The 25,189-nt window shown below is 67.7% G+C and carries 24 protein-coding genes; 20 read left to right on the forward strand and 4 right to left on the reverse strand.

Annotated features, from left to right (window positions below):
• Positions 1–47 precede the first annotated feature (47 nt).
• Entirely contained in the window at positions 48–428 is a 381-nt protein-coding gene (locus IB274_RS16555; protein WP_192432993.1) for a nuclear transport factor 2 family protein, read from the forward strand.
• A gap of 187 nt (positions 429–615) precedes the next feature.
• On the opposite strand, the gene IB274_RS16560 is transcribed toward IB274_RS16555, so the two are convergent.
• Positions 616–1,773, reverse strand: coding sequence for an alpha/beta hydrolase family protein (locus IB274_RS16560; RefSeq protein WP_192432994.1), 1,158 nt, complete (start codon positions 1,771–1,773; stop codon positions 616–618).
• Between the two features lie 199 nt (positions 1,774–1,972).
• The gene (locus IB274_RS16565) at positions 1,973–2,911 is read right to left on the reverse strand and encodes a LysR family transcriptional regulator (protein WP_192432995.1); all 939 of its coding nucleotides are present in this window, start codon (positions 2,909–2,911) and stop codon (positions 1,973–1,975) included.
• 281 nt (positions 2,912–3,192) lie between these two features.
• Between IB274_RS16565 and IB274_RS16570 the strand changes: the two genes are divergently transcribed.
• The 17 genes from IB274_RS16570 (at position 3,193) to IB274_RS16650 (ending at position 20,245) form a co-directional block, all read left to right on the forward strand.
• Entirely contained in the window at positions 3,193–4,134 is a 942-nt protein-coding gene (locus IB274_RS16570; RefSeq protein WP_192432996.1) for a VOC family protein, read from the forward strand.
• A 3-nt stretch (positions 4,135–4,137) separates the two neighbouring features.
• Positions 4,138–4,485: a Rieske (2Fe-2S) protein gene (locus IB274_RS16575; protein WP_192432997.1), complete on the forward strand. Its 348-nt coding sequence runs from the start codon at positions 4,138–4,140 to the stop codon at positions 4,483–4,485.
• A gap of 140 nt (positions 4,486–4,625) precedes the next feature.
• Positions 4,626–5,750 (forward strand): FAD-dependent oxidoreductase, encoded by a 1,125-nt coding sequence (locus IB274_RS16580; RefSeq protein WP_192432998.1) that lies wholly within the window; start codon positions 4,626–4,628, stop codon positions 5,748–5,750.
• Between the two features lie 90 nt (positions 5,751–5,840).
• Complete coding sequence (locus tag IB274_RS16585; RefSeq protein WP_192432999.1) at positions 5,841–7,511, forward strand: DUF1302 domain-containing protein; 1,671 nt, start codon at positions 5,841–5,843, stop codon at positions 7,509–7,511.
• Between the two features lie 14 nt (positions 7,512–7,525).
• A complete protein-coding gene (locus tag IB274_RS16590) occupies positions 7,526–8,893 on the forward strand; it encodes a DUF1329 domain-containing protein (RefSeq protein ID WP_192433000.1) in 1,368 nt (455 codons plus the stop codon).
• Between the two features lie 105 nt (positions 8,894–8,998).
• A complete protein-coding gene (locus IB274_RS16595) occupies positions 8,999–10,060 on the forward strand; it encodes a WD40/YVTN/BNR-like repeat-containing protein (protein ID WP_192433001.1) in 1,062 nt (353 codons plus the stop codon).
• Between the two features lie 3 nt (positions 10,061–10,063).
• The gene (locus IB274_RS16600) at positions 10,064–12,550 is read left to right on the forward strand and encodes an efflux RND transporter permease subunit (protein ID WP_192433002.1); all 2,487 of its coding nucleotides are present in this window, start codon (positions 10,064–10,066) and stop codon (positions 12,548–12,550) included.
• 119 nt (positions 12,551–12,669) lie between these two features.
• Positions 12,670–13,860 (forward strand): MFS transporter, encoded by a 1,191-nt coding sequence (locus IB274_RS16605; RefSeq protein WP_192433003.1) that lies wholly within the window; start codon positions 12,670–12,672, stop codon positions 13,858–13,860.
• Positions 13,857–14,630: an SDR family NAD(P)-dependent oxidoreductase gene (locus IB274_RS16610; protein ID WP_192433004.1), complete on the forward strand. Its 774-nt coding sequence runs from the start codon at positions 13,857–13,859 to the stop codon at positions 14,628–14,630. Before IB274_RS16605 ends, IB274_RS16610 begins: the two co-directional genes overlap by 4 nt.
• A gap of 11 nt (positions 14,631–14,641) precedes the next feature.
• The gene (locus tag IB274_RS16615; RefSeq protein ID WP_192433005.1) at positions 14,642–15,214 is read left to right on the forward strand and encodes a cupin domain-containing protein; all 573 of its coding nucleotides are present in this window, start codon (positions 14,642–14,644) and stop codon (positions 15,212–15,214) included.
• A complete protein-coding gene (locus IB274_RS16620) occupies positions 15,211–16,203 on the forward strand; it encodes a fumarylacetoacetate hydrolase family protein (RefSeq protein ID WP_192433006.1) in 993 nt (330 codons plus the stop codon). The genes IB274_RS16615 and IB274_RS16620 overlap by 4 nt, the downstream gene beginning before the upstream one ends.
• Positions 16,194–17,177, forward strand: a complete 984-nt coding sequence (locus IB274_RS16625) for an NAD-dependent epimerase/dehydratase family protein (protein WP_192433007.1) — start codon at positions 16,194–16,196, stop codon at positions 17,175–17,177. The genes IB274_RS16620 and IB274_RS16625 overlap by 10 nt, the downstream gene beginning before the upstream one ends.
• Positions 17,174–17,956 (forward strand): cyclase family protein, encoded by a 783-nt coding sequence (locus tag IB274_RS16630; RefSeq protein ID WP_192433008.1) that lies wholly within the window; start codon positions 17,174–17,176, stop codon positions 17,954–17,956. The genes IB274_RS16625 and IB274_RS16630 overlap by 4 nt, the downstream gene beginning before the upstream one ends.
• Before the next feature lie 71 nt (positions 17,957–18,027).
• Positions 18,028–18,606, forward strand: a complete 579-nt coding sequence (locus IB274_RS16635) for an NAD(P)H-dependent oxidoreductase (RefSeq protein ID WP_192433009.1) — start codon at positions 18,028–18,030, stop codon at positions 18,604–18,606.
• A 66-nt stretch (positions 18,607–18,672) separates the two neighbouring features.
• Positions 18,673–19,053 carry a MerR family transcriptional regulator gene (locus tag IB274_RS16640; RefSeq protein WP_192433010.1) on the forward strand — a complete coding sequence of 127 codons (381 nt, stop codon included), beginning with the start codon at positions 18,673–18,675 and terminating at the stop codon, positions 19,051–19,053.
• Positions 19,054–19,138: 85 nt separating this feature from the next.
• A complete protein-coding gene (locus tag IB274_RS16645) occupies positions 19,139–19,483 on the forward strand; it encodes a cupin (protein ID WP_192433011.1) in 345 nt (114 codons plus the stop codon).
• Between the two features lie 99 nt (positions 19,484–19,582).
• Positions 19,583–20,245, forward strand: coding sequence for a VIT1/CCC1 transporter family protein (locus tag IB274_RS16650; RefSeq protein WP_192433012.1), 663 nt, complete (start codon positions 19,583–19,585; stop codon positions 20,243–20,245).
• Positions 20,246–20,264: 19 nt separating this feature from the next.
• On the opposite strand, the gene IB274_RS16655 is transcribed toward IB274_RS16650, so the two are convergent.
• Complete coding sequence (locus IB274_RS16655) at positions 20,265–21,164, reverse strand: LysR family transcriptional regulator (protein WP_192433013.1); 900 nt, start codon at positions 21,162–21,164, stop codon at positions 20,265–20,267.
• A gap of 139 nt (positions 21,165–21,303) precedes the next feature.
• Between IB274_RS16655 and IB274_RS16660 the strand changes: the two genes are divergently transcribed.
• Entirely contained in the window at positions 21,304–21,957 is a 654-nt protein-coding gene (locus IB274_RS16660) for an NADPH-dependent F420 reductase (protein WP_192433014.1), read from the forward strand.
• 7 nt (positions 21,958–21,964) lie between these two features.
• Positions 21,965–22,621: a DUF998 domain-containing protein gene (locus IB274_RS16665; protein ID WP_225614886.1), complete on the forward strand. Its 657-nt coding sequence runs from the start codon at positions 21,965–21,967 to the stop codon at positions 22,619–22,621.
• 56 nt (positions 22,622–22,677) lie between these two features.
• Here IB274_RS16665 and IB274_RS16670 read toward each other — a convergent pair whose 3' ends face one another.
• Positions 22,678–25,149: a TonB-dependent siderophore receptor gene (locus IB274_RS16670; RefSeq protein ID WP_225614887.1), complete on the reverse strand. Its 2,472-nt coding sequence runs from the start codon at positions 25,147–25,149 to the stop codon at positions 22,678–22,680.
• Positions 25,150–25,189 lie beyond the last annotated feature (40 nt).

Consider the following 25,189-nt stretch of genomic DNA (forward strand, 5'->3'; position numbering starts at 1 on the left):
GCGAGGGCGAGGATGCGCCCGCCCATCAATCACCAAGGGAAAATCCCATGAAGGCTATTCGTGATCTGTTGCTGAACCTGGAAGCCGAACGCCAGCGCGCCCTGGTCGAGGAGGACCACACGCGGCTGGACGAACTGTTCGCCGATGAGTTGCTGTATGTGCACACCACCGGGCTGGTGCAGGACAAGGCGCAGTACCTGGACTATGCCCGCCACGCCGTGCGCTACCTGGCGGTGGAGCGTGGCGAGCTGGCGGTTCGTCTGTTCGGCGATGGACTGGCGCTGATGAGCGGCCCGCAGTGCAACCTGCTGCAGAAGCGCGGCGGCGGCGAGCCGGTGCGTGCCGAGGGTTTTGCCACGCAGCTCTGGGTGAAGAGCGAGGAGGGGTGGCGCATCGCGTCGTTCCATGGCACCCGCGCGCCGGCCTGACCTGAACCTACGAAGAACACCCGTCGCCGGCGTCGTAGCGAACCTGCAGGAGCGGGCCATGCCCGCGATCGCGCCCTTGGGGCGCTCCTGCCGGGGAGCGAGCAGCAAGAAAACGGCGCCAACGGGCGCCGTGGAGGGCGGGGCGACGCCCCGCAGGAGCAGCGCCGGGTGACCGGCGCAAGGGATTTCAGGCAGTGCGGCCGCCGAGGGTTTCGGCGATCCAGTCGGCGATGTAATGACCGGCGTTGATGCTGTTGTCGAAGCTCGAATGCTGCACGCCGCCTTCGCGCTCGGTGAAGATCTTCAGCTCGCGTTTCGGGCTGTTCACCAGCTGTTCGTAAGTGCGATGCGCCCATTTCAGCGGAATCTGCGAGTCCTTCTCGCCGTGGGTGACCAGGAAGGGCACGCGGATGCGGTCCAGCACGCCATCCAGGTGCACGTTCTCGGCGATGGCCATGAACTCGTCCATGTCCTTCGCGCCCCAGACCCACTGCACGTGCGCCCAATAGTGCGGCACCGGGAAGTTGCCTTCCTTCTCCAGGCGGCGCTTCTGCACGTCGCGCCAGTCGTGGTTGGCGCCCCACACCACACCGCAGGCGAAGCGCGGCTCGAAGGCCACTGCGCGCGGGCAGTAGTAGCCGCCCAGGGAGACGCCCTCCAGGCCGATGCGCTTGGGGTCGACTTCGGGGTGGGTTTCCAGCCAGTCCACCACGCGGCTCGCCCAGTGCTCGCTGTCGTAGCGCGCGGTCAGGCCGTGCAGGCGCAACGCCTCGCCGGTGCCGGGCTGGTCGATGATCAGCGAGGACACGCCGCGCCTGGCCAGCCAGGCCGGCAGGCCGACGCGGTATTTCATTTCCTTGGTCGAATCCAGGCCGTTGACTTGCACCAGCAGCGGCGCCGGGCCGTCGACGCCCTCAGCGCGCACCAGCAGGCCGGAGAGGTGCTTGCCCTCATAGGGGATTTCCACCCGCTCGCAGTTTTCCTTCGACAGGTCGATGCCGCGCGCGAAGGTTTCCAGGAAGCGCTGGTACAACGCCGCGCGGCCGGGAGCGCCGTGGGCCTGCAGGCGTTCGCAGGTGAGGTAGTAGGTGGCGGCGCGGTTGTATTTCTCGCCGGCGGAGAGGCGGCGGCCGGCGGCTTCGTCTTCCTCGGCGAGGCCGCAGAGCTTGTCGGCCATCTTCGCCCAGGTTTCGCGGAAAGCCTGGGTGCCGGCGGCATCGGGCTGTTTGGCGGCCTCCTGCAGAGGGGCGCACATTTCCTCGATCTCGCCCAGACGGGCGCCCATCTCGATGGCCAGGTCCACCGAGAGATTCCAGACGTAATTGGTGGGGAAGTAACGGAACATTCTTCTTGTCCTTCTGCGGTCGTTGAGTCCGGCGCCCGGAAACAGCGGCAGGCACGCAGGGCGCGGTTCGAAGGCAAGGTACGCAGGCGGGCAGGGGCGGGGCCAATCGCGAGTGGGGATGCGAGGTATCGTGAAACGCGATGCCCCGGCGCCGTTGCGGCGGCCGGGGCGATGGCGACTGCTCAGCGCGGTGAAGTGCTCAGGCGCTGGCGCGCAGGGCTTCCGGTTGCTGGTCGACGCTCTGGATGAAGGCGCGGATGCGCTCGCGCAACCAGCGGTGCATGGGGTCGCCCTCCATGCTGCGGTGCCAGAGCATGAATTCGCGCATCACCGGGATCTTCACCGGCGGCGGCAGGATGCGCAGCGGCAGGTAGCGCGCGTACAGCTCGGCCAGACGCCGATGCATGGTCGCCACGCGCTGGGTGCCGACCAGCAGTTGCGGCAGGGTGTTGAAGTCGTTGGTGATCACTTCCAGGCGACGGTTGAAGCCGTACTGGTTCATGAACCAGTCCTCGATGCTCAGGTGCCGGTTGCGCCCGAAGCCCACCGAGATGTGGCCCATCTGCATGTACTGCTCCAGGGTCAGGGAGTCGCCGACCGCGGGGTTGTCGCGCCAGACCACGCAGACGTGGTCCTCCTCGAACAGCAGCTGCGCCGGGTGGCCGTCGATGATGTAGCGCTCGGGCACGATCATCATGTCCACCTCGCCGCGCATCAGCAGCTCGGCGCTGTTGTCGCCGGGGCTGACCATCTCGAAGGTGATGTGCGGCGCCTCCTGGTGGATTTTCTGGATCACCTGGGCGAACAGCACGCTGATCAGGTAATCCGAGGTCACCAGGCGGAAGTGGCGCTTGCTGGTGGAGGGGTCGAACACCGGTTTGGCGGTGATCGAGGAACGGATGGTCAGCAGCACCTCGCGCACCGGGTTGGCCAGCTCCAGGGCGTAGGGCGTGGGCTGCATCTTGCGCCCGACCTGCACCAGCAGTTCGTCCTCGAAGAAGGTGCGCAGGCGCCCCAGTACGCCGCTGGTGGCCGACTGGGTCATGTGCAGGCGTTCGGCGGCGCGGGTGATGTTCTGCTCTTCGAGCAGTACATCCAGCGCCACCAGCAGATTCAGGTCCAGGTGGTGAAAACGCATGGCGATGGCTCACGGTTCTTGTAGTTATTTTCGCGATACCTTCCCGCTGCATTCCCGCTACGTCAATACCACTTCGCCATCGCTGTGCGGCTAACGCCCCGTGTCATGGGCTGCCGGGCAGGTATCGCGATTGCCGATGCCTCGCATCCCCACTCGCGATTGGTCAGGGCGCCGGGCGAGCCATCAACCTGCGCTCCAGTCGAGCGGCCGACGAGCCGCGGCGACCCACCACCGGCGACCCGCTGCCCGGCGCCGAACATAATTTCAATGGAGTGGTAGCCATGAACATTCTTGGACTCGACGCGCTGGTATTCGGCGTCGACGATATCCAGGCCTGTGCCGATTGCCTGCGTGACTACGGCCTCACGGCCGCCCAACTGGATGCCGACGGAGGCCGCTTCGAGGCGCTGGACGGCACCGCGATCATCATTCGCCGTGGCGATGATCCGAGCCTGCCGCCGGCGCTCGGGCCGACCCCGTCATTGCGCGAGACCGTCTACGGAGTGGCGTCCACCGCGGACCTGGAAGCCATCGCCGACGAGCTGGGACGTGACCGCGAGGTGCGCCGCGACGAGAACGGCGCGCTGCACAGCGTCGACGACCTGGGCTTCGCCATTGCCTTCCAGGTGTCCTGGCGTCGCGTCTTCGAGGCGCCGGCCGACCTGACCAACGCCCCGGGCAGTGCGCCGCAGCGTCCGCTCAACCAGCTGGGCATCACCCCGGACATGCCAGCATTGCCGCGCTCGTTGTCCCATGTCGTTTACTTCGTGCCCGACGCGGTCAAGGGCGAAGCCTTCTACCGCGACCGCCTGGGCTTCGTCACCACCGACAGCTTCGTCGGCGTCGGCCCCTTCATGCGCAGCGCTGGCATGGACGACCACCATTGCCTGTTCATGATCCAGACCCCGCGTCACATGCAGGGCTGCGAACACTTCACCTTCCACATGGGCAGCGGCACCGAAGTGCTGCTGGCCGGCACGCGCTTCCAGCAGAAGGGCTGGACCAGCTTCTGGGGCCCCGGCCGCCACCTGCTGGGATCCAACTGGTTCTGGTACTTCAACAGCCCACTGGGCTGCCACATCGAGTACGACGCCGACATGGACAAGCACGACGACGCCTGGGCCGCACGCCAGGCGCCGATGTCGGCGGACAACTCGCAGCTGTTCCTCTTCACCTCGCGGGAGAAATGGGCGCCCAGCGGCCCGCCGCCCAAGCAGGGCTGAGCCGTGGATTGCGTGGCGCTGTGCCGGCTCGATGAGCTGGGCGAGGGGCAGTCGCGCGGCTTCGACCCGCAGGGCAGGGGAGCGGACAGCCTGTTCGCTCTCCGTCACCAGGGTCAGGTGCGCGTGTACCGCAATCGCTGCCCGCATCTGTCGGTGCCTCTGGAGTACCGCAAGAACCGCTTCCTCAGCGCCGATGGCCAGTGGGTCATCTGCTACGCCCACGGCGCGCGCTTCCGCCCGGAGGACGGCACCTGCGTGCACGGCCCCTGTCGCGGGGAAGTTTTGCCGGCGCTGCAACACCGCGAGGCGGACGGTTGGCTGCTATTGCCGCTGGCGCAACTGGACGCCTGAGGTATCGCGCCGCGCGATAGGTCGCATCCGCGGACTCGATTAGTCAAAGCCCGGCCCCGCCGGGAAGCTGTGCCCCGGGCACGCAGAACGGCCGCCGCGCAGGACGTGGCGGACAACAAGAACAAGACGTGAGAGATGCCATGAATACTGTGAGCAACGTGCTGATCGTGGGTGGTGGGATTGGTGGGCTGTGCGCCGCCATCGCCCTGCGCCGCAAGGGAGTCGCGGTCGATCTGGTCGAGCTGAAGACCGAATGGACGGTCTACGGCGTCGGCATCATCCAGCAGAGCAACGTGGTGCGCGAGATGCACCGCCTCGGCCTGCTCGACGCCTACCTGGATGCGGCCTACGCCTTCGAGGACGTGGCCATCTACACCACGCAGGGCGAGCAACTGGCGCGCATTCCCGGCCAGCGCCTGGCCGGCCCGCAGTACCCGGCCAACGTCGGCATCTCCCGTCGCGCCCTGCACAAGGTGCTGAGCGAGACCGCCATCGAGCTGGGCACCCAGGTGCGCCTGGGCACCTCGGTGGAAAGCCTCGAGCAGGACGCCAGCGGCGTCGACGTGCTGTTCAGCGATGGCAGCCAGGGGCGCTACGCGCTGGTGGTGGGTGCCGACGGCCTGTTCTCCAGGGTGCGCGGCCTGCTCTTTGGCGATAAGTACCAGCCGCACTTCACCGGCCAGTCGGTGTGGCGCCACAACTTCCCGCGCGCCGCTGGCATCGATCACCTGGCCAACTACCAGGGCCCGGCGGGCAACGCCGGCCTGGTGCCGCTGGCCGATGACCTGATGTACCTCTTCACCACCTCCCACGAACCGGGCAATCCGTGGATGGACCCAGCCAGCCTCGCCGAGGGCCTGCGCCAGCGCCTGGCCGGTTTCGGCGGGCTGATCGGCGAGCTGCGCGGGCAGATCGGCGACAGCGCCGAGGTCGTCTACAAGCCGCTGGAAGCGGTGTTCGTCGACGAACCCTGGTACCGCGGCCGCGTGTTGCTGATCGGCGACGCCGCCCACGCCACCACACCGCACCTGGGCCAGGGCGCCGGCATGGCCATCGAGGACGCCGTGGTGCTGGCAGAGGAACTCACCGCTGGCGGCGATCTGGAAGACCAGCTTCAGCGCTTCATGGGCCGCCGCTTCGAGCGCTGCAGGTTCATCAGCGAGATGTCCCTGCTGGCCGGCGAGAAGGAGATCCAGCGCGATCCGTCCTTCGACCGCATCGGCCTTGTCAAGCAGATGCTGGAGGTCACCGCGCGCCCCATCTGATCCAGCGCCAGGCGCGCCCTGCCTTGATGGCGCGCCACGGCTCACCACCGCCAACACCGACGCACAAGAACAAGAAAGAGGAAACCCCCGATGTTGACTCGCACGCGTGCAACCGCGCGGCCGCTGCCGCCGCTCAAGCCCATTACCCTGGCTCTTCTCGCGCTGGCCGCCAGCCACGCCCAGGCCTTCGAATTCGACACCGGCAACCCCGACCTGCGGGCGCGCTGGGACAACACCCTGAAGTACAGCGCCGCCTGGCGCACACAGGACCCGAGCAGCAAGCTCACCGAAGGCCAGACCGCGCTGAACCTCGACGACGGCGACCGCAACTTCGACAAGGGCCTGATCTCCAACCGCCTGGACCTGCTCTCCGAGCTGGACATCACCTACGGCAACGTCGGTGCGCGGGTCAGCGGCGCGGCCTGGTACGACGACGTCTACAACCGCGGCACCGATAACAACGCCCCCGGCCGCGCCAACAGCTACTCGGTGGACTACGACGAGTTCACCGACGACACCCGCACTCTCCACGGGCGCAAGGGCGAGCTGCTGGATGCCTTCGTCTTCGGCAAGACCGAGATCGGCGAGATGCCGGTGTCCGGCCGCCTGGGCCGCTACGCCATGCAGTGGGGCGAGAGCCTGTTCTACGGCATGAACGGCATCGCCGGCGGCATGGCACCGGTCGACGTGGTCAAGGGCCTGTCGGTGCCCAACACCCAGTTCAAGGAACTGATCCGCCCAGTACAGCAGGTCTCCGGCCAGCTGCAGCTGACCCCGGACGTGTCCCTGGGCGCCTATTACCAGTTCGAGTGGGAAGCCAACCGCCTGCCCGCTGCCGGCAGTTACTTCTCCAATGACGACTTCTTCGGCGACGGCGGCGAGCGCATGTTCGTCGGCACACCGGTGATGCCCGGCGGCCAGCCGCTGGCCTTCTACCGCGGCAACGACAAGGAGGCCAAGGATTCGGGGCAGGGCGGCGTGCAACTGCGCTGGCGCACCGAGACGGTGGACTGGGGCGTCTACGCCATCCGCTTCCACGACAAGAGCCCGCAGCTCAACGTGCGCCCGGACTTCGCCAACCTCAACCCGGTGACCGGCAAGGCCGGCGAGTACTACTGGGTCTATCCCGAAGGCATTGAGGCGCTGGGGGCGAGCTTCTCCACCACCCTGGGCAACTTCAACGTGGCGGGCGAGCTGTCCACCCGCTGGAACCAGCCGTTGGCCTCCACCAGCCAGCACGCCCTGGCGCCGGGCGAGGCAATCGACAACGACGACGACCCGGTCTATGCCACCGGCCGCACGCTGCATGCCAACTTCTCCTGGCTGGCGAGCCTGGAGCCGAACTTCGTCGCCGCCGAGTCGAGCTTCCTCGGCGAGATCGCCTGGAACCGGGTGATGAGCGTGAGCCAGAACGCCGATGCGGTCGACCCCAACGCCGACCGCGACGCCACCAGCCTGCGCCTGGTGTTCGAGCCGATGTACCGGCAGATCTACCCCGGCTTAGACCTCTCGGTACCCATCGGCGCGAGCTACACCAACGGCGCCTCCGAGGCGCTGGGCACTGGCTTCGGCACCGACCACGGCGGCGACCTGAACATCGGCCTGAAGGGCAACTACCTCAACACCTGGAACCTGGGCCTGACCTACACGCACTACTACGGCCCGGAGAACACCTTCCTCGACGCCGACAATCACTACACCTACGAACAGTCGCTGAAAGACCGCGACTTCATCGCCTTCACCGTCAGCCGCACCTTCTGACCGAGGACTGCCCGATGAAACACAACAAGAAAGTCGTTTCCCTGCTCACCGCCTTGAGTGCCTCCCTGCTGTTCGCCCATGGCGCCTCTGGCGCCGTCTCCGCCGAGGAGGCGGGCAAACTGAGAACCACCCTGACCCCGCTGGGCGGCGAGCGTGCCGGCAATGCCGACGGCAGCATCCCGGCCTGGACCGGTGGCTACACCCAGGTCGACCCGGCCTACAAGGACGGCGGCAAACGCGGCGATCCCTTCGCCAGCGAAAAGCCGCAGCTGACCATCACCGCGCAGAACATGGCGCAGTATGCCGACAAGCTGACCCCCGGCATCCAGGCGATGCTGAAGAAGTACCCGGACAGCTACCGACTGGAGGTCTACCCGACCCACCGCAGCGCCGCCGCGCCGCAGTCGGTGTACGACGCCACCTTCGCCAACGCCACCAGTGGCAAGCTGGTGGACGGCCCCGGCGGGCCGATGCCCGAAGGCGCCGCCGGGGGCATTCCGTTCCCGATCCCGGCCAACGGCGTGGAAGCCATGTGGAACCACCTGCTGCGCTGGCGCGGCGCCTCCTGGCACGCGAGCTTCAACCAGTACCTGACCACCGCCGACGGCAAGCATGTGCTGACCAACGACTCCCGCGCCGACCTGCAGATGCCCTGGTACCTGCCGGGCGGCAGCGGCGAGAAGGGCGTGTTCTGGTCGATTCGCATGACCAACGACGGCCCGCCGCTGCGCGCCGGCGAAGCCATCACCGGCCTGGAAAACCTCAACGCCGACAAGGCTGCGGTGTGGACCTACCTGCCCGGTCAGCGTCGCGTGCGTCGCCTGCCCAACGCCTGCTGCGACACCCCGACGCCGGCTACTGCCGGGGTCATGAGCTTCGACGAGCTGTACGTGTTCAACGGCCGCGTCGACCGCTTCGACTGGAAGCTGGTGGGCAAGAAGGAGATGTACATCCCCTACAACGTCAACAAGGTCTTCACCGCCGAAAACGGCGAGGCGCTGCTCGATGCGCACCACCTGAAGTCCGACGCCATTCGCTGGGAGCTGCACCGCGTCTGGGTGGTGGAAGCGAGCCTGAAGAGCGGCCAGCGCCACGTCATGCCCAAGAGCACCTACTACCTCGACGAAGACACCTGGGCCGCCGTGCTCGGCGAGCGCTACGACGCGCGCAACCAGCTGGCCAAGGTGGTCTGGACCTCGCCGGTGGTACTGCCCGACCTGCCCGGCGTGGTGACCCTCACCAACGGCTTCTACGACCTGCTCTCCGGGGCCTGGTTCGCCGGGGACCTGTTCGCCGGCAAGAGCGAGCAGTACCGCATCGTGCCGCCCTACAAGGACTCGGTGTTCACCGCCGACGCCATGGCGGGTGAGGGCGTGCGCTGATCGTCCGCGGGCAGGCCCGGCGTCTCGGGCCTCGCCCAGCTCCTGCAGCGAGCTGTGTAGCGAAACCGTTGTAGCGATTACAAGAAAAAAGAAAGGTTGCGTGCGATGAAGAAGAGTCTCTCCGCCTGGCTGCTGGCAGCCTGTTGCGCGGTGCCTGCGGCGTTCGCCGATGGCAGCGTGGATGTCCTGGCGCAGCCCGCCGTGCATGGCCCGCAGGCCCTGCGCGCGGTGCTGCAGGATGTGGCCCGCGCTGGCGAGCGTCTGGTGGCAGTGGGGGAGCGTGGCGTGGTGCTGCTCTCCGACGACAACGGCACTACCTGGCGCCAGGCCACGGCAGTGCCGGTGAGCGCCGGCCTGACTGCCGTACAGTTCATCGATGCGCAGAGTGGCTGGGCCATCGGCCACGCCGGCGTGGTGCTGCACAGCGAGGACGGCGGCGAGCACTGGACCCTGCAACTCGATGGCAAGCGTGGCGCTGCCCTGGAGCAGCAGGCCGCCGAAGCTTCCGGTGACGCTGCGCGCGTCGCTGCCGCGCAAAGGTTGGTGGCCGACGGCGCCGACAAACCGCTGCTGGCGCTGAGCTTCGCCGATACCCGCCACGGTCTGGTGGTCGGTGCTTACGGCGTGGCGCTGAGCACTGCCGATGGCGGTCGCAGCTGGCAGTCCGCGATGGGCCGGCTGCCGAACCAGCGTGGTCTTCACCTGTACGCCCTGGCCCGCGCCGGCAGTGACCTGTACGTCGCCGGTGAGCAAGGCCTGCTGCTGCGTTCCCGCGATGACGGCGCGCACTTCGACGCCCTGCAGAGCCCCTACGACGGCAGCTACTTCGCCGCCGCCGTGCTCCCCAGTGGGCGCCTGCTGATTGGTGGTCTGCGCGGCACCCTGTTCGCTTCCGACGATGCCGGCGAAAGCTTCCAGCCGCTGGCCAATCCGATCCCCGCATCGATCAACGGCATCCGCGTCGCCGGCGGCCAGCTGCTGCTCGCCAACCAGGCCGGGATGCTGCTGCGCGGCGGCCTGGACGCCTTCGCTGCGCAGCCGCTACCGGTCTCCGACGGCTTGCCGCTGGCCGCGGCGATCACAGCTGCCGACGGTGCCATCGTCTCCGTCGGCATGGCCGGTGCGCGCCGCCTGGCGCCTTCTTCCCAACCCCTTCGCGCGGACTGAGCCATGCACGCCACGACTTCCCCTGAGCCGTCCAGCGGCCGCCTCGACGACTTCGACAGTGCTTCCGGCTCGCTGCTGGAACGCGCGCTGTTCAACCACCGCGCCCTGGTCCTACTGCTGTGCCTGGCGGCGACCCTGCTGCTGGGCTGGCAGGCCACCCGCCTGACGCTCAACGCCAGCTTCGAGAAGATGATCCCGCGCGAGCACCCCTTCATCCACAACTACCTGGAACACCGCCAGGAGCTGGCCGGGCTGGGCAACGCCGTGCGCATCGCCGTGGCCAACCCGCGCGGCAGCCTCTACGACAAGGACTACCTGCACAGCCTGCAGCAGCTCAACGATGCGGTGTATCTGCTCCCCGGCGTCGACCGTGCGGCGATGAAGTCGCTGTGGACGCCCTCGACCCGCTGGACCGGTGTGACCGAGGACGGCCTCGAAGGCGGCCCGGTGATTCCAGACGGCTACGATGGCAGCCTCGCGAAACTTGAAGAACTCAAGCGCAACGTCGAGCGCTCCAACGAGATCGGCCAGCTGGTGGCCTTCGACCAGCGCTCGAGCATCGTCTACGTGCCGCTGCTGGAGAAGACCCCGGACGGTCAGGCGCTGGACTACACGGCCTTCGCCCATGAGCTGGAAAGCCTGCGCGCGCGCTTCCAGGGGCAGGGCGTGGACATCCGCATCACCGGCTTCGCCAAGGTGGTGGGCGACCTGATCGACGGGCTGAAGCAGATCCTGCTGTTCTTCGCCGCCGCCATCGCTATCACCGCCGCGGTGCTCTACTGGTACACCCGCTGCGTGCGCAGCACCGCGCTGGTGGTGATCTGCTCGCTGGTGGCGGTGGTCTGGCAACTCGGCCTGCTGCCGCTGCTGGGTTACGAGCTGGACCCGTACTCGGTGCTGGTGCCGTTCCTGGTGTTCGCCATCGGCATGAGCCACGGCGCGCAGAAGATGAACGGCATCATGCAGGACATCGGCCGCGGCATGCATCGCCTGGTGGCGGCGCGCTTCACCTTCCGCCGGCTGTTCCTCGCCGGGCTCACCGCGCTGCTTTGTGACGCCGTGGGTTTCGCCGTGCTGATGATCATCCGTATCCAGGTGATCCAGGACCTGGCGGTGATCGCCAGCCTGGGCGTGGCGGTGCTGATCTTCACCAACCTGATCCTGCTGCCGGTGCTGCTCTCCTACGTGGGCGTCAGTGCCCGCGCGGCGCGCCGCAGCCTGCGCGCCGAAGAGGCCGAGGCGAGCGGGGCGGACAAGCACGCCATGTGGCGCTTCCTCGACCTGTTCACCCGGCGCCGCTGGGCCGCCGCGTGCATCGCCGTGGCCGCGCTGATGGCCGCTGGCGGCTACGCGGTGAGCCTGCACCTGAAGGTCGGCGACCTCGATGCCGGCGCCCCCGAGCTGCGCCCGGACTCGCGCTACAACCGCGACAATGCCTTCGTCACTGCCCACTACGGCGCCAGCAGCGACGTCTTTGCTGTGATGGTGCAGACCCCGCCCGGCGCCTGCTCGGCCTACGACACCCTCAAGCGCGTGGATGACCTGGACTGGCAACTGCGTGGCCTGCTGGGAGTGGACTCGACCAACTCGCTGGCGCTGCTCAACCGCCGTGTTCTGGTGGGCCTCTCCGAAGGCAGCCCGAAGTGGTACGAGCTGGTGAACAACCAGGCGACCCTGAACATGGTCACCGCCAACGCGCCCCGTGGCCTGTACAACGACGATTGCAGCCTGCTGACGCTCTACGCCTACCTCACCGACCACAAGGCCGACACCCTCGCGCGCGTCGTGGACAGCGTGCAGGCCTTCGCCCACGACAACGACAGCGAGCAGGCGAAGTTCCTCCTCGCCGCCGGCAGCGCGGGTATCGAGGCGGCCACCAACCAGGTGGTGAAACAGGCCAATCGTGACATGCTCTGGTGGGTCTACGGCGCGGTCATCCTGCTCTGCCTGGTGACCTTCCGCTCTTGGCGTGCGGTGCTCTGCGCAGTGCTGCCGCTGGTGCTGACCTCGATCCTCTGCGAGGCGCTGATGGTGGCGCTGGGCATCGGCGTGAAGGTCGCGACCCTGCCGGTGATCGCTCTGGGCGTGGGCATCGGCGTGGACTACGCGCTCTACGTCATGAGCATCGTGCTGGCGCAGCTGCGCCAGGGCGCGAGTTTGTCCGAGGCGTATTACCGCGCGCTGCTGTTCACCGGCAAGGTGGTGATGCTCACCGGCGTGACCCTGGCCATCGGCGTCGGCACCTGGATCTTCTCGCCCATCAAGTTCCAGGCCGACATGGGCGTGCTGCTGGCCTTCATGTTCGTCTGGAACATGGTCGGCGCGCTGATCCTGCTGCCGGCTCTGGCGTATTTCCTTTTGCCGCAGCGCCAGGCCCGCCTGGAGGCGCAACCGACTGTGGCGGCGCACCACCTGCAGGAAGTCCATCACGACCGCGACTGCTGCCAGCAGCACGCCGCCACGCCCCTGGCCTGCGGCCAGGCTCGCTGAGTCCGCACAACGACAACAAGAGGACGACTCCATGCCCTGCTTGAAGACCCTGTGGCGCGAACTGCGCGCCGGCCTGATCCAGTACGGCGCCACCCATTGCCTGCTGGTGGAGGTGCGCGATGAGCGCTGAACGCACCGCCGGTAGTGCGCAAGCCCTGTTGTTGTTGTTCGGCAGCTGCCTGCCGGTGCTTGGCGCGGTGCTCATCGCGCCGGTACTGCCGCGCATGCAGGCGCACTTCGCCGAGACTCCAGGCGCCGCTGTGCTGGTGCCGGTGGCATTGACCCTGCCGGCGCTGGTGATCGCCTTCCTCGCGCCGCTGGCCGGGGTATTGGCCGACCGCGTGGGCCGGCGCTCCCTGCTGCTCGCCAGCATGCTGCTCTACAGCCTCTGCGGCTTGCTGCCATTGTGGCTGGATTCGCTCGGCCTGATCGTCGCCAGCCGTGCCGGCATCGGCCTGGCGGAAGCCGGGATCATGACCTGCTGCACCACGCTGATGGGCGACTACTTCGACGGCCAGCGCCGCGAGCGCCTGTTCGCCCTGCAGATGGTCGCCACCTCGCTCTCCGCCGCGCTGTTCATGGGGCTGGGCGGCGCGCTGGGAGAGAACAGCTGGCGCACCCCGTTCGCGCTCTATGCCGTGGGCGTGCTCTGTCTGCCGCTGATGGCCGCTTTGCTCTGGGAGCCGCAGGCACGCCGCGTCGAGCATGAGCCGGCCAGTTCCTCGCGCTTCCCCTGGGCCGCCCTGGCGCCGCTGTACCTGCTCACGGGGCTGGCCGGCGTCAGCCTGTTCATCGTGCCGGTGCAGGCGGGCTACCTGCTGCAACTGCTGCACGTCGACGGCCCGCAGCAGATCGGCCTGACCATGGGCGCCAACCAGCTCGGCGTGCTGGCCGGCGCGCTGACCTTCCGCCTGCTTGCCGGGTTGCCGGCGCGCCGCCTGCTGGCGCTGGGCTTCGCCACGGCGGGCCTGGGTGGCGGGCTGATGGCGCTGTCGTCCAGCCATGCGCTCGTGGTCCTCGCCGTGCTGTTGAACGGGCTGGGCGTGGGACTGCTGCTGCCGACGCTGATCACCCAGGTGATGCAGCAGGTCGGCTTCGACCAGCGCGGCCGCGCCACCGGTGGCTTCACCGCATCGATCTTCGCCGGCGAATTCGTCAGCCCGCTGCTGGTGCTGGCGCTCACCGGCGGCGTCGCCAGTCAGCTGCCGAATGCCCTGCTGCTGGTGGCGCTGGCCCAGCTCGCACTGGCGCCGCTGTGCTTGGTGCTGCTGCGCGGTCGCCGCGTGGCATCGGTGGCGGGGGCGTTATGAGCGCGCTGTTTACCCTGGCCGGCAAGGCTGCACTGATCACCGGCGCCACCCGCGGCATCGGCCTGGCCATCGCCCGCGAGTACGGTCTTGCTGGCGCGCGTCTGGTGATCAGCAGCGAAAGTGCCGATGACTGTGCACGAGCGGTGAAGTTGCTGGCGGACGAGGGCATCGATGTGATCGCCGTGGCCGCCGACCTACGTGACGCGAACGCCGTGCAGGCACTGGCGCAGCGGGCTCTGGAGCATCTCGGCCGGCTCGATGCACTGGTCTGCAATGCCGGAGTCGCGCCACACATGGGGCCGCTCGGCACGGCCAGCGACGCCGACTGGGAGCTGACCTTCACCGTCAACTTGCGCAGCGCGCTGTGGCTGACAAGCGCCTTGCTCCCGGCCATGGCCGAAGGTGGCGGCGGCAGCGTAGTGCTGATGGCGAGCATCGCCGGCGTGCGCGGCAACAAGGGCCTGGGCCTGTACGGGCTGTCCAAGGCCGGACTGGCGCAGCTGGCGCGCAACCTGGCGGTGGAGTGGGGCCCGGCGAACATCCGCGTCAACGCCATCAGCCCCGGCGTGATCCACACCGAATTCGCCCGCCCGCTCACCGACAACCCGGAGGTACTGCAGCGCCGCCTGGCGCTCACTCCGTTACGCCGGGTCGGCCGGCCCGAAGAAGTCGCGGCCCTGGCATTGCTGCTGGCGGCTCCCGGTGGCGCCTTCATCAGCGGACAGAACCTTATCGTCGACGGTGGCACGACCATCGGCGACGGCAATTGAAAGGAGACACCATGCAACAGCTTCCCACCTTCAAACGCGTAGTCACCGGCCACGACGCTCAGGGTCAGGCGGTGGTCGCCAGTTGCGGCCCGACGCCGAACAACTTCCCGCTCAAGGCGGTGCCCGGCACCCTGTTCTACGAGGTGTGGAACAGCCTCGGCAGCCCCGCGCCGCTGGACAACGGCGACGACCCCACCGCCCAGCCGCTTCAGCTCAGCCCCGGACTACAGGGCAGCGTCATCCGTGTGGTGGATATCCCGCCGGACAGCGTGCAGAACCAGGTCAGCGACGAAGACGCCGCAGCAGTCTTCGCCGAAATCGGTGAATCCCACGCCGGCACCGGCAAGGCCGACTCGAAGCACAAGCTGATGCACCGTACCCAGACCCTGGACTACGGCATCGTTACCGAGGGCGAGGTCTGGCTGGTGCTGGACGACGGCGAAGTGCACCTCAAGCGCGGCGACATCGTGGTGCAGCGTGGTACCAACCACGCGTGGAGCAACCGCACCGAAGCGATGGCGCGGATGGTCTTCATTCTTCTCGATGGCCGTTACGCGGCAGAGCTGAAGGAACTGCTGCCATGAAGCTCGCCACCCTCGATGACGGCAGCCGCGATGGCCGGTTGCTGGTGGTTTCCCGTGACCTGACGCGGGCGGTGGACGCCAGCGGTATCGCCGCCACTCTGCAGGCTGCACTGGACAACTGGGCGCTGCTGGAAGCTGACCTGCAGCGCCTGTACCAGCGGCTCAACGCCAATGCCGTCGCCGGCGCCTTCGACCTCGATCCGGCGCAACTCGCCGCGCCGTTGCCACGCGCCTGGCAATGGCTGGACGGCTCCTGCTTCCTCAGCCACGGCGAGCTGATGCAGAAGGCCTTCAACTTGGAGCCCATCGAAGGCGTCGAGCGCATTCCGTTGATCTACCAGGGCGCTGGCGATGACTTCCTCGGCCCGCGCGCGGATATCCCGCTGCCCAGTGAAGCCCACGGTATCGACTTCGAAGGCGAGTTCGCCGTGCTGCTCGACGCGGTGCCCATGGGCTGCCCGGCGGAGCAGGCGCTCAAACATGTGCGCCTGGTGCTGCAGCTCAACGACGTCAGCCTGCGAGCACTGGCGCCACGGGAGATGAAGACCGGCTTCGGCTTCCTCCAGGCCAAGCCGGCGTCCAGCTTCGCCCCGGTGGCGGTGACCCCGGACGAGTTGGGCGGCGCCTGGCGCGATGGCCGCGTGCACCTGCCGCTGACGGTGGAGTGGAACGGCGAATGGTTCGGCCATCCCCACGGCGGCGCCATGCACTTCGGCTTCCATGACCTGATCGCCCATGCCGCCCTGACCCGGCGCCTGAGCGCCGGCACGCTGATCGGTTCGGGCACCGTGTCCAACGCCGACCGCTCCGTCGGCTCGGCCTGCATTGCCGAGCGCCGTGCCATCGAGACCATCGCCCACGGCGCGCCACGCACTGCTTTCATGCACTTCGGCGACCGCGTGCGTATGGAGGCTCGCGGCAGCGACGGCGAGGTGCTCTTCGGCGCCATCGACCAGTGCGTGGTTCAAGGGGGCTGGCCATGCGCGTGATGGTCAGCGGGGCCAATGGATTTGTCGGCCGCCTGCTGGTGCGGCGCCTGTTGGAAGCCGGCGTGCTGCGCGGCAAGCGGATCGGAGCCTTGCTATTGCTGGACCAGAAACTCGAAGGCCTGCCCGACGATTCTCGCCTGCGCCGACATTACGGCAGCGTCACCGATCCGGCCCTGCTGCGCCGCGTGCTGGCCGATGGCGTCGACGTAGTGTTCCATCTGGTGAGCGTGCCCGGCGGTGCCGCCGAAGCGCAGTACGAATTGGGTTACCAGGTCAACCTGCAGGCCAGCCTGGAGCTGCTGCACCAGCTGCGCAATCCCGCGCGGCCGCCTGTGCTGGTTTATGCCAGTAGCGTGGCGGTCTATGGCGGCGAATTGCCCGCGCGGATGGACGAGGAACAACCGGCGGCGCCGCAACTGTCCTACGCGGCGCACAAGCGCATGGTGGAGATCGCCCTGCAAGACCTGTCCCGGCGCGGCGAAGTGGATGGCCGCGCACTGCGCCTGCCGGGCATAGTCGCCCGGCCGCGCGAACCCAACGGCTTGCGCTCGGCCTTCATGAGCGACCTGCTGCACGCCTGTGCAGCGGGGGACAGCTACACCTGCCCAGTGTCGCCGCAGGCCAGCGCCTGGTGGATGTCGGCGCGCTGCTGCGTGGACAACCTGCTGCACGCCGCCGAACTCAGGGAGCCCGGTAGTCAACGGGTGTGGCAATTGCCGGTGCTGCAGCTGTCGATTGCCCAGGTGCTCGCCGGGCTCGCCGCCTTTTTCGGCGAAGCCAACTGCGAGCGCATCGCCTTCGATCCCGATCCGCAACTGGAGGCGCTGTTCGGCGCCTATCCGCCACTGCGCACGCCGCAGGCCCGCGAGCTGGGCTTCTGCCACGACGGCACGGTGGCCGGGCTGCTGCGCAACGCCCTCGATCTTCCGCCGCGCCGCAGCCGCGCCGCCGCCCGCAAAGGAATCTCCGCATGAGCCTGAACCAACGCCGCTTGCTGGACCTGTCCGTGACCCTGGACAACAACCCCTACACCGACCCGCCGCCGCTGCTGCCGAAGATCGACTACATGGACCACCAGCAGGGCTGGCCGGAAATGGCCGCGATGTTCCCCGGCCTGCGCAAGGAGGACCTGCCTGGCGACGAGTCCTGGGCGGCGGAGCGCCTGCAGATCACCACCCACAGCGGCACGCATATGGATGCACCGTGGCACTACGCGTCCACCACCGACGGTGGCAAGCCGGCCTTCGGCATCGACGAACTGCCGCTGGACTGGTGCCTGCAACCGGGGGTGAAGCTGGACTTTCGTCACCTCCCGGACGGCCATGTGGTGACTGCCGCCGAGGTCGAGGCCGAACTGGCGCGCATCGGCCATGCGCTGCAGCCGCTGGACATCGTGCTGGTTAATACCCGCGCCGGCAGCCTGTTCGGCCAGCCGGGCTACCTCGAAGCCGGCGTCGGCATGGGTCGCGAGGCGACGCTTTACCTGCTGGAGCGCGGCGTGCGGGTGGTGGGCACCGATGCCTGGAGCTGGGACGCACCTTTCAAGTACACCCGCGAGCGCTTCGCCGCCTCGGGCGATGCGTCGATCATCTGGGAAGGCCACAAGGCCGGGCGCGACATCGGCTACGGGCAGATGGAGAAGCTCGCCAACCTCGAGCAATTGCCTGATCACGGCTTCCTGGTCAGCTGCTTCCCCTACAAGATTCGCCACGCCTCCGCGGGTTTCGTGCGCGCCGTGGCGATCCTCGAGTGACTGCCTGGCGTTGACTCTCCCCCCAGGGGGAGGCTTTAGGCTCGACTCGCTTACACAAGGAGTCGAGCACCATGCAACAGAAACGGATCCTCCTGATCCTCGGGCACCCCAGCGACGACAGCTTCTGCGGCGCGATCGCCGAGCGCTACCGGGAAGCCGCCAGCGGCGCCGGCCATGAAGTCAGGCTGCTGCGCCTGGGCGAGCTGGACTTCGACCCGGTGTTGCGCAGCGGCTACAACCGCGAGCAGCCGCTGGAACCGGCCCTGCTGCAGGCGCAGCAGGCGATTGCCTGGGCCGATCACCTGGCGCTGGTGTTTCCGGTCTGGTGGGGGGGGGTGCCCGCGTTGCTCAAGGGCTTTCTCGACCGGGCGTTGCTGCCCGGTTTCGCCTTCCGTTATCGAAAGGGCTCGGCCTTTCCGGAAAAACTGCTCAAGGGGCGCACCGCGCATCTGCTGGCGACCCTGGACACGCCGCCCTGGTACTTCCGCTGGTTCCAGCGCATGCCCGCGCTGCAGCAGATGCGCAGGACCACCCTGGAATTCTGTGGCATCCGGCCGACCGGCACGCTCCTGCTCGGGCCGATCCTCCACTCGGCGCCGCAGCGCCGCGAGGGCTGGCTGCGGCAGGTGCAGTCGCTGGCTGGCGGATGATCCGCAGGCTGGGATTTTCGCCGCGCCTGCCGCATGCTGGCCGCCGCCTGTGCAGGAGTGGTTCACATGTATATCGGGAAGGTCGCCGAACTGTCCGGCACCACAGTCAAGTGCATTCGTCACTATGAGGAAATCGGCTTGCTGCCCACGCCGCGTCGCGAGGGCAAGTACCGCGTCTACACGCCGGAGACGGTCGAGTTGCTGGTGTTCATCAAGTGCGCCCAGCAGCTGGGCTTTCGCCTCAAGGAGATGCAGGAGATCTTCCAGCGCGGCGATGAGCTGTCGCGCTGGGACCTCGTGCGCGAAGCGATTGCGGCGAAGAAGCAGGAACTGAGCCGGCGTATCGCGGAGCTGCAGAGCCACTACGAGGGCCTGGAGGATTTCGAGAAAGGCCTGCTCGACGCCACCGCGCTCTGCGACCTGGAGCGCCTGCCAGCCGTGGGCTGAACGACCCTTTGTCGCCTCGCTTCGAGCCGCGCCATGCAGCGTCTTTACTGGCACAGAGAACCTGTCGCTCAGCGAGGCCAGCGTGATGATCAGCCAGGAGGTGGCACCCGAGACCCGGGGTGTGACGGTGGAGCTGTTGTCCTCGGTCGACCTCGGCCCCGAGATCGACGGCATGGCGGGCCGGCAGTTGCGCATGCGCCGGGTGACCATCGCGCCCGGCGGCGTGTTCGGGCCGGTGCATGACCACGTGGACCGCCCCGGCACGGTGTTCATCCTGCAGGGCACCATCACCGACCATCGCAATGGCATCGCCACCGACTACGGGCCGGGAGTCGGCTGGCCCGAGGACCACGACACCACGCATTGGCTGGAGAACCGCGGCAGCGTCACCGCGGTGGAAATCTCGGTCGATATCGTCCGGCTGGGCTAGCCCCTGCCGGGCGCGTTGCTTCGATCACCAACTGCAAGCACTCACTCAATGGCATGAACGAGGGACGACGAGCCGTGCTCGCCGATCAGGAGGGTTGCGATGGACAAAGCCGAGAAGGGCACCTGGCAGCGGGTGCTGGAACCGATCGACCGCATCACCGAAGTGATTTTCGGCCTGCTGATGGCCATGACCTTCATCGGCTCGCTGAGCGTGGCGACCTCGGGGCGCGAGGAGGTGCGCACCATGCTGATCGCCGCGCTGGGCTGCAACCTCGCCTGGGGCCTGGCCGACGCCGTGATCTTCCTGATGCGCACCTGGACCGAGCGCACCCGCAGCCGAACCTTGCTGGCGAGCCTGCAGCGCAGCGAGCCGGGCCACGGGCAGGGCCTGATCGCCGCCGAGCTGCCGCCGCGCCTCTCCACTGCGGTGGGGCCGGACGGGCTGGAAATGCTGCGCCAGCACTTGCTGCGGGAAGCCGCTGGAACTTCGGGGCCGGCGCGGATCGGCTGGGAGGACGTCAAGGGCGCGCTGGCCACCTTCCTGCTGGTGGTGCTGGCGACCTTCCCGCTGGTCATTCCCTTCCTGCTGATCGACCAGACCGGCCCGGCCATCCGCGCCTCCAATGCGGTGGCGCTGGCGATGCTGTTCATTTCCGGCTGGATGCTCGCCCGCTACTCCGGCGGTTCGCCCTGGGCGGCGGGGATTGCATTGGCGGTGGTGGGCACGGCGCTGCTGTTCGCCATCATCGCGCTGGGCGGCTGAGGCCCGGTCGGCTGTTCGTTCAGGCCGGCCCGGCCCCCAGTTCGGCGACCACCTGATCGACGAAACGGCGCAGCTTCGGCGGCATGCGGCGGTCGCTGGCGTAGAGCAGATGAACCTGCCGCGCCGGCGCCTGGAGGTCGGCAAACAACTGCACCAGGCGGCCCTGGCGAAGGTCTTCGGCGAGCATCATCTCGGCGCCCAGGATGATGCCCAGGCCGTCGCACGCGGCGGCGCGCTGGGCACGGGCGTCGTTGATCTGGAGGCGGCTGTTCTGGGCCAGCAGCTGCAGGCTCTCGCCTCCCAGCATGTGCCACCCTCCGGAGACTGACGCCGGCCAGGCGGTAAGGCCCAGGCAGTGGTGCCCCTGCAGGTCGTCGGGCGTCTGCGGCGTGCCGTGCTCGGCCAGGTAGGCGGGCGCTGCGCAGGCGATCAGCCGATAGGCCGCCAAGGGGCGGGCGACCAGGCTGGAGTCGTCCAGCGGGCCGATGCGGATCACCGCTTCGAAGTTCTCGTCGATCAGGTCCACCAGACGATCATTGAGCGACAGCTCGATCTTCACGTCCGGGTGCTGGCGCAGGTAGCGGCCCAGCAGCGGCATCAGGCAGTAGGTGCCGTAGGTGACCGGGGCGCTGATCCGCAGGCGTCCGCGGGGGACTGCGAGATGGTCCAGGGCCAGCGCATCCGCCGCTTCGGCTTCGGCCAGCACGCGCTTGCAGCTTTCGTAGTAGTGCTGGCCGATCTCGGTCAGGCTCTGTCGGCGGGTGGTGCGGTTGAGCAGCTTGACGCCCAGACGCTCCTCCAGCGCGCTGACATGCTTGCCGGCCATCTGCGAGGACATGCCCAGCGCCGCCCCGGCGGCGGAGAAGGAGCCGCTGTCGGCCGCCCTGACGAACACTGCCATGCTCTGCAATCGATCCATGATTCGCTACCTGTGGTTTCGACACTTGCAAATGAAGGTCGATATTTAAGCTGCCTGATTTCAAATAGCATCCTGGCTTCCGGTCTGGCTGGCAAGCGCGGGCCGGTTCCCACTGCACTGCAAGCGAAGGAGTCAGGCGATGCGTATCGGAATCATCGGGGCGGGGTTCATTGGCCGCGCCATGGCGGCACTTGCCGTGAGGAACGGTTGCGAGGTCATGCTCAGCAATTCCCGCGGGCCGCACACGCTGGCCAGCAGCGCCGCTTCCCTGGGCTGCGAGGTTGGCACCGTGAAGCAGGCGGCAAGCTTCGGCGAGCTGGTGCTGCTGGCCATTCCCTTCGGCCGTTACCCGCAATTGCCGGTGGAAGCCTTCGCCGGCAAGGTCGTGTTGGATGCCGGCAATTACTACCCGCAGCGCGACGGCCAGCTTGCCGCGCTGGACAGCCGGCAAACCACCACCAGCGAAATGCTCGCGCAGCATCTGGTCGGCGCCAGGGTGGTCAAGGCGTTCAACGCCATTCTCGAGCGTGATCTGCTTCGCGATGCCCGCCCGGCGGGCGCCGCGGACCGTCGGGCGTTGCCCATCGCTGGCGACGACCTGCCGGCCAAGCAGGCGGTCAGCGATCTGCACGAGCGCCTGGGTTACGACGTGGTCGATGCCGGCGCGCTGGCCGAAGGGCGGCGTTTCGAGCGCGCGCGCCCGGCTTATTGCCGGCGGCTGGACAGCGTCGGCCTGCGCGCCGCACTGGCCGATGACGGTCCCGATCAGGTGGAGGGCAGCTGGCGTGAATGACCAAGGCATGCGCCACCGCGTGACCAACATCGACCGGACTCTTCTGCGCCTGGGGCTGTTGATTCCACTCTGGCTTTTCGCAGGGGTGGCGCTGACCGCGCTGGGCTACCCCGGCTACAGCCACCTCGATCAGGCCATGAGTCAGCTGGGCGCGGCGGGTGCGCCCACGCAAGGCTACTCCGCGTGGGTGAACAACTTCCCGCTGGGGGTGCTGTTCGTGCTGTTCGCCCTGGGTGTCGGACGACGCTTCGGCGGTTCGCGCCTGGCATTGTTCAGTGCCGCGTTGATAGCGCTGCACGGCCTGGCCAGTGTCGCCACCGGCTACTTCTCCTGCGACCAGGGATGTGTGCCGGCGCAGCCTTCGACGTCCCAGCAGCTCCACAACCTCGCGGGCCTGGTGATGTTCCTGTCGCTGACGCTGGCCAGCGCGATGTGGGCGTTCCTGGGCAGGCGACTGCTGTCTTCGCCGGGGTTCGGCCGGTTCTCGGGGCTCTGCGTGATACTGGCGGTCGTGACGCTGGCGATGATGGCGAGAGCCTTCGCCGAGGGGCACGGGTTCGGGCTGTATCAGCGGCTCAATTACGCCGTCTCCGTGATCTGGGTTGCGGGCCTGGCGTGGGTTGCGCTTCGCGCCGAATCACGAAGTCTGATGGGCGAGGTTTGAGGGTAGGCAATGCCCCTTGCGAGCCTCGCCAGGGGAATTGCCGCTGCGACCTCACCTCAGAAGTCGGCCTTCAAGGTGACGGTGTAGTTGCGCGGGTCTCCGTACTGGTTGCTCGCGTTCAGCCAGCCGATGGAGGAGTAGTACTTCTTGTCGAACAGGTTGTTGCCGTTCAGGGCGACGCTGAGGTTCTTGTTGATCTGGTAGCCCAGGCGGGCGTTCCAGATGGCGTAGCCGGATTGCTTGATATCGCCGACGCCGCCGGTGCCGCCGAAGTTGGTGTTGTAGTTCTCGCTCTGGATGTTGGCGCCGGCCCCGGCGCTCCACTGGCTCAGCTCGCCCGGCAGCTTGTAGTCGGCCCAGAAGCGCAGCAGGTGGCGCGGCGTGTAGCTGTTGAAGGTGGAGCCGGAGGACGAGGTGCCGTCGCCCGGATCGTTGAGGAACTTGGTCGAGGTGTAGGTGTAGCCGGCGAACAGCTGCAGGTCGCGCAGCACTTCGCCGCTGATCTCCGCGTCGAAGCCCTCGGCGCGAACCTTGCCGCCGGCCACGTAGCAGTTGTCTTCGCCGTTCTGCCCGCACGCCGAGGCGTAGTCGTACTGCGCACGGTTCTCCTGGTCCACGCGGAAGATCGCGAAGCTGGTGTTCACCCGCCCATCCATCAGCTCGCCTTTCAGGCCCAGCTCGTAGTTGGAGCCTTCGATGGGCTTGAGCGGAGCGCTGTCCTGGGTCAGCTCGGTCTGCGGCTTGAAGATGTCGGTGTAGCTGGCGTAGACCGACCACTGGCTGTTCAGCTCGTAGATCAGGCCGCCGTAGGGAGTGAACTCGCCGGTTTCCTTCGAATGCGCCGGGGCGGGGGAGGAGGTGGTGAAACGGGTGAGTTCGTAGTCGTACTGGTAGTTGCTGGTACGCCCGCCCAGGACCAGGGTCAGCGGCTCGGCCAGCTTGTAGCGCACCACGCCGTAGAGGCCGTTCTGGCGAATATGGCCCTTGGAGGTGCCGGCGTAGGTGGTGCTGAGCATCTCCTCCGTGGTTGGCTCGCGCGGGGAGACCGGGTCATAGATGTTGATCGGCCCGAGGTTGAGCAAACCGCCCTGCAGGTCGTCGGTCTTCAGGTCGCTGGCGTTGGCGCCGACCACCACTTGGTGCTCCAGGTCGAAGGCACGCCACTTGCCGGCGAGGTTGATGTCGGCGCCTTTGTTGATGTTCTCGAAGTCGTAGAGGTAGGCGCGCGACTGCATGCCGTCGCCGGTGGCCGGGTCGACCGCGCCACGGCCGAAACTGTAGAGGATGTCGTTGGTTTCGCGGATGTAGCTGCCCGATGCATTCAGGCGCCAGTCATCGTTGAAGTCATGGGTGATGTCGGCGAAGTAGGTGGTCTGCTTGTTGTTCCACTTGTTCCAGTCCGCGCCGGTGAAGGTGGAGCGCCCCGCATGCACTGCGCTGCCATCCTTGTTGCGTGGTAGACCGCCGAAGGACGGTGTCGAGTGCAGGTCCTCCACGCTGGCGCCGGCGGCCACTCGGGTGGCGTCGGTGAGGTCGTATTCCAGGATGCCGTAGAGCACGTTCTTGCGGCTGTCCGCGGTGTCGTAGAAGTAGTTGCGATCCTCGTGGGCGGCCACTACGCGGCCGCGCAGCCGGCCGTCGGCGGTGAGCGGAGTGCTGCCATCGATCGTCTGCCGGTAGGTGTCCCAGGAGCCGGCGCTGGCGGTCAGCGAAAGCGATGGTTCGGCCTTCGGGCGCTTGCGCACGAGGTTGATGGCGGCGCCGGGATTGCCGCTGCCCTGCAGCAGGCCGTTGGCGCCGCGCAGCACTTCGACGCGGTCGTAGAGCAGCGTGTCGGAGGTGAAGCTGCTGCCGATGGCGTAGTAGCGTCGGTCGAGGGGAACGCCGTCGTACTGGATGGTCTCCACCTCGAAGCCGCGCGAGTAGATGTACTTGCCGCCGGACGGGCTCTGGTAGGTGGTGATGCCGGTGGTTTTCTCCAGCACCTGGTCGAGGGTGTCGAGACGTTGGTCGTCCATCGCCTTGCGGGTGATGACGGTGACCGACTGCGGGATGTCCTTCAGGCGCTGGGTCGATTTGCCGATGGTGGCTTCGTTGGAGGTGTAGGAGCCGGAGTCTTCCGTTGTCGGCCCCAGGCCCTGGCCGGTAATGATCGTGTCGCTCATCGCCAGCGCCGCCGGAACCTCCTCCAGCACATAGCTGCCGCCCTGGTCCACCGCTCGCAGGCCGGTGCCGGAGAGGAGGGCAGCGAACCCGGCCTCCCGCGAATAGCTGCCGTGCAGGCCGGCCGACTGCAGGTGCGCGGTCTTGCTGGCATCGAACGAGAGCGCGACCCCGGCTTCGCTGGCGAAGCGGCTCAGCACCTCGGTCAGCGAACCGGCGGCGATGTCGTACTGGCGGATGCTCTGCACGGAGCCGGAGCTTGCCGGCTCTGCGGCCTGGGCGACGGGCACGGTGACGACGGCGACACTGAAGAGGGCGGCCTGCACGTGCATGGCGAGCCGATGGCGAACGAACGGATACAGCATGGTCTCTCCCCGGTGGTGGTGACCAAGTGGGTCACTGATG

The organism is Pseudomonas sp. PDM18 (assembly GCF_014852585.1).
Taxonomy (GTDB): Bacteria; Pseudomonadota; Gammaproteobacteria; order Pseudomonadales; family Pseudomonadaceae; genus Pseudomonas.

Bases quoted from the DNA above. Each gene is read 5' to 3' on its own strand.
- IB274_RS16640 (WP_192433010.1), top strand. From the start codon at position 18,673: ATGTATATCGGGAAGGTCGCCGAACTGTCCGGCACCACAGTCAAGTGC.
- IB274_RS16565 (WP_192432995.1), bottom strand. From the start codon at position 2,911: ATGCGTTTTCACCACCTGGACCTGAATCTGCTGGTGGCGCTGGATGTA.
- IB274_RS16645 (WP_192433011.1), top strand. From the start codon at position 19,139: ATGATCAGCCAGGAGGTGGCACCCGAGACCCGGGGTGTGACGGTGGAG.
- IB274_RS16555 (WP_192432993.1), top strand. From the start codon at position 48: ATGAAGGCTATTCGTGATCTGTTGCTGAACCTGGAAGCCGAACGCCAG.
- IB274_RS16625 (WP_192433007.1), top strand. From the start codon at position 16,194: ATGCGCGTGATGGTCAGCGGGGCCAATGGATTTGTCGGCCGCCTGCTG.
- IB274_RS16595 (WP_192433001.1), top strand. From the start codon at position 8,999: ATGAAGAAGAGTCTCTCCGCCTGGCTGCTGGCAGCCTGTTGCGCGGTG.
- IB274_RS16655 (WP_192433013.1), bottom strand. From the start codon at position 21,164: ATGGATCGATTGCAGAGCATGGCAGTGTTCGTCAGGGCGGCCGACAGC.
- IB274_RS16670 (WP_225614887.1), bottom strand. From the start codon at position 25,149: ATGCTGTATCCGTTCGTTCGCCATCGGCTCGCCATGCACGTGCAGGCC.
- IB274_RS16615 (WP_192433005.1), top strand. From the start codon at position 14,642: ATGCAACAGCTTCCCACCTTCAAACGCGTAGTCACCGGCCACGACGCT.
- IB274_RS16660 (WP_192433014.1), top strand. From the start codon at position 21,304: ATGCGTATCGGAATCATCGGGGCGGGGTTCATTGGCCGCGCCATGGCG.
- IB274_RS16585 (WP_192432999.1), top strand. From the start codon at position 5,841: ATGTTGACTCGCACGCGTGCAACCGCGCGGCCGCTGCCGCCGCTCAAG.
- IB274_RS16560 (WP_192432994.1), bottom strand. From the start codon at position 1,773: ATGTTCCGTTACTTCCCCACCAATTACGTCTGGAATCTCTCGGTGGAC.
- IB274_RS16610 (WP_192433004.1), top strand. From the start codon at position 13,857: ATGAGCGCGCTGTTTACCCTGGCCGGCAAGGCTGCACTGATCACCGGC.
- IB274_RS16665 (WP_225614886.1), top strand. From the start codon at position 21,965: ATGCGCCACCGCGTGACCAACATCGACCGGACTCTTCTGCGCCTGGGG.
- IB274_RS16635 (WP_192433009.1), top strand. From the start codon at position 18,028: ATGCAACAGAAACGGATCCTCCTGATCCTCGGGCACCCCAGCGACGAC.
- IB274_RS16650 (WP_192433012.1), top strand. From the start codon at position 19,583: ATGGACAAAGCCGAGAAGGGCACCTGGCAGCGGGTGCTGGAACCGATC.
- IB274_RS16605 (WP_192433003.1), top strand. From the start codon at position 12,670: ATGAGCGCTGAACGCACCGCCGGTAGTGCGCAAGCCCTGTTGTTGTTG.
- IB274_RS16570 (WP_192432996.1), top strand. From the start codon at position 3,193: ATGAACATTCTTGGACTCGACGCGCTGGTATTCGGCGTCGACGATATC.
- IB274_RS16590 (WP_192433000.1), top strand. From the start codon at position 7,526: ATGAAACACAACAAGAAAGTCGTTTCCCTGCTCACCGCCTTGAGTGCC.
- IB274_RS16600 (WP_192433002.1), top strand. From the start codon at position 10,064: ATGCACGCCACGACTTCCCCTGAGCCGTCCAGCGGCCGCCTCGACGAC.
- IB274_RS16580 (WP_192432998.1), top strand. From the start codon at position 4,626: ATGAATACTGTGAGCAACGTGCTGATCGTGGGTGGTGGGATTGGTGGG.
- IB274_RS16620 (WP_192433006.1), top strand. From the start codon at position 15,211: ATGAAGCTCGCCACCCTCGATGACGGCAGCCGCGATGGCCGGTTGCTG.
- IB274_RS16630 (WP_192433008.1), top strand. From the start codon at position 17,174: ATGAGCCTGAACCAACGCCGCTTGCTGGACCTGTCCGTGACCCTGGAC.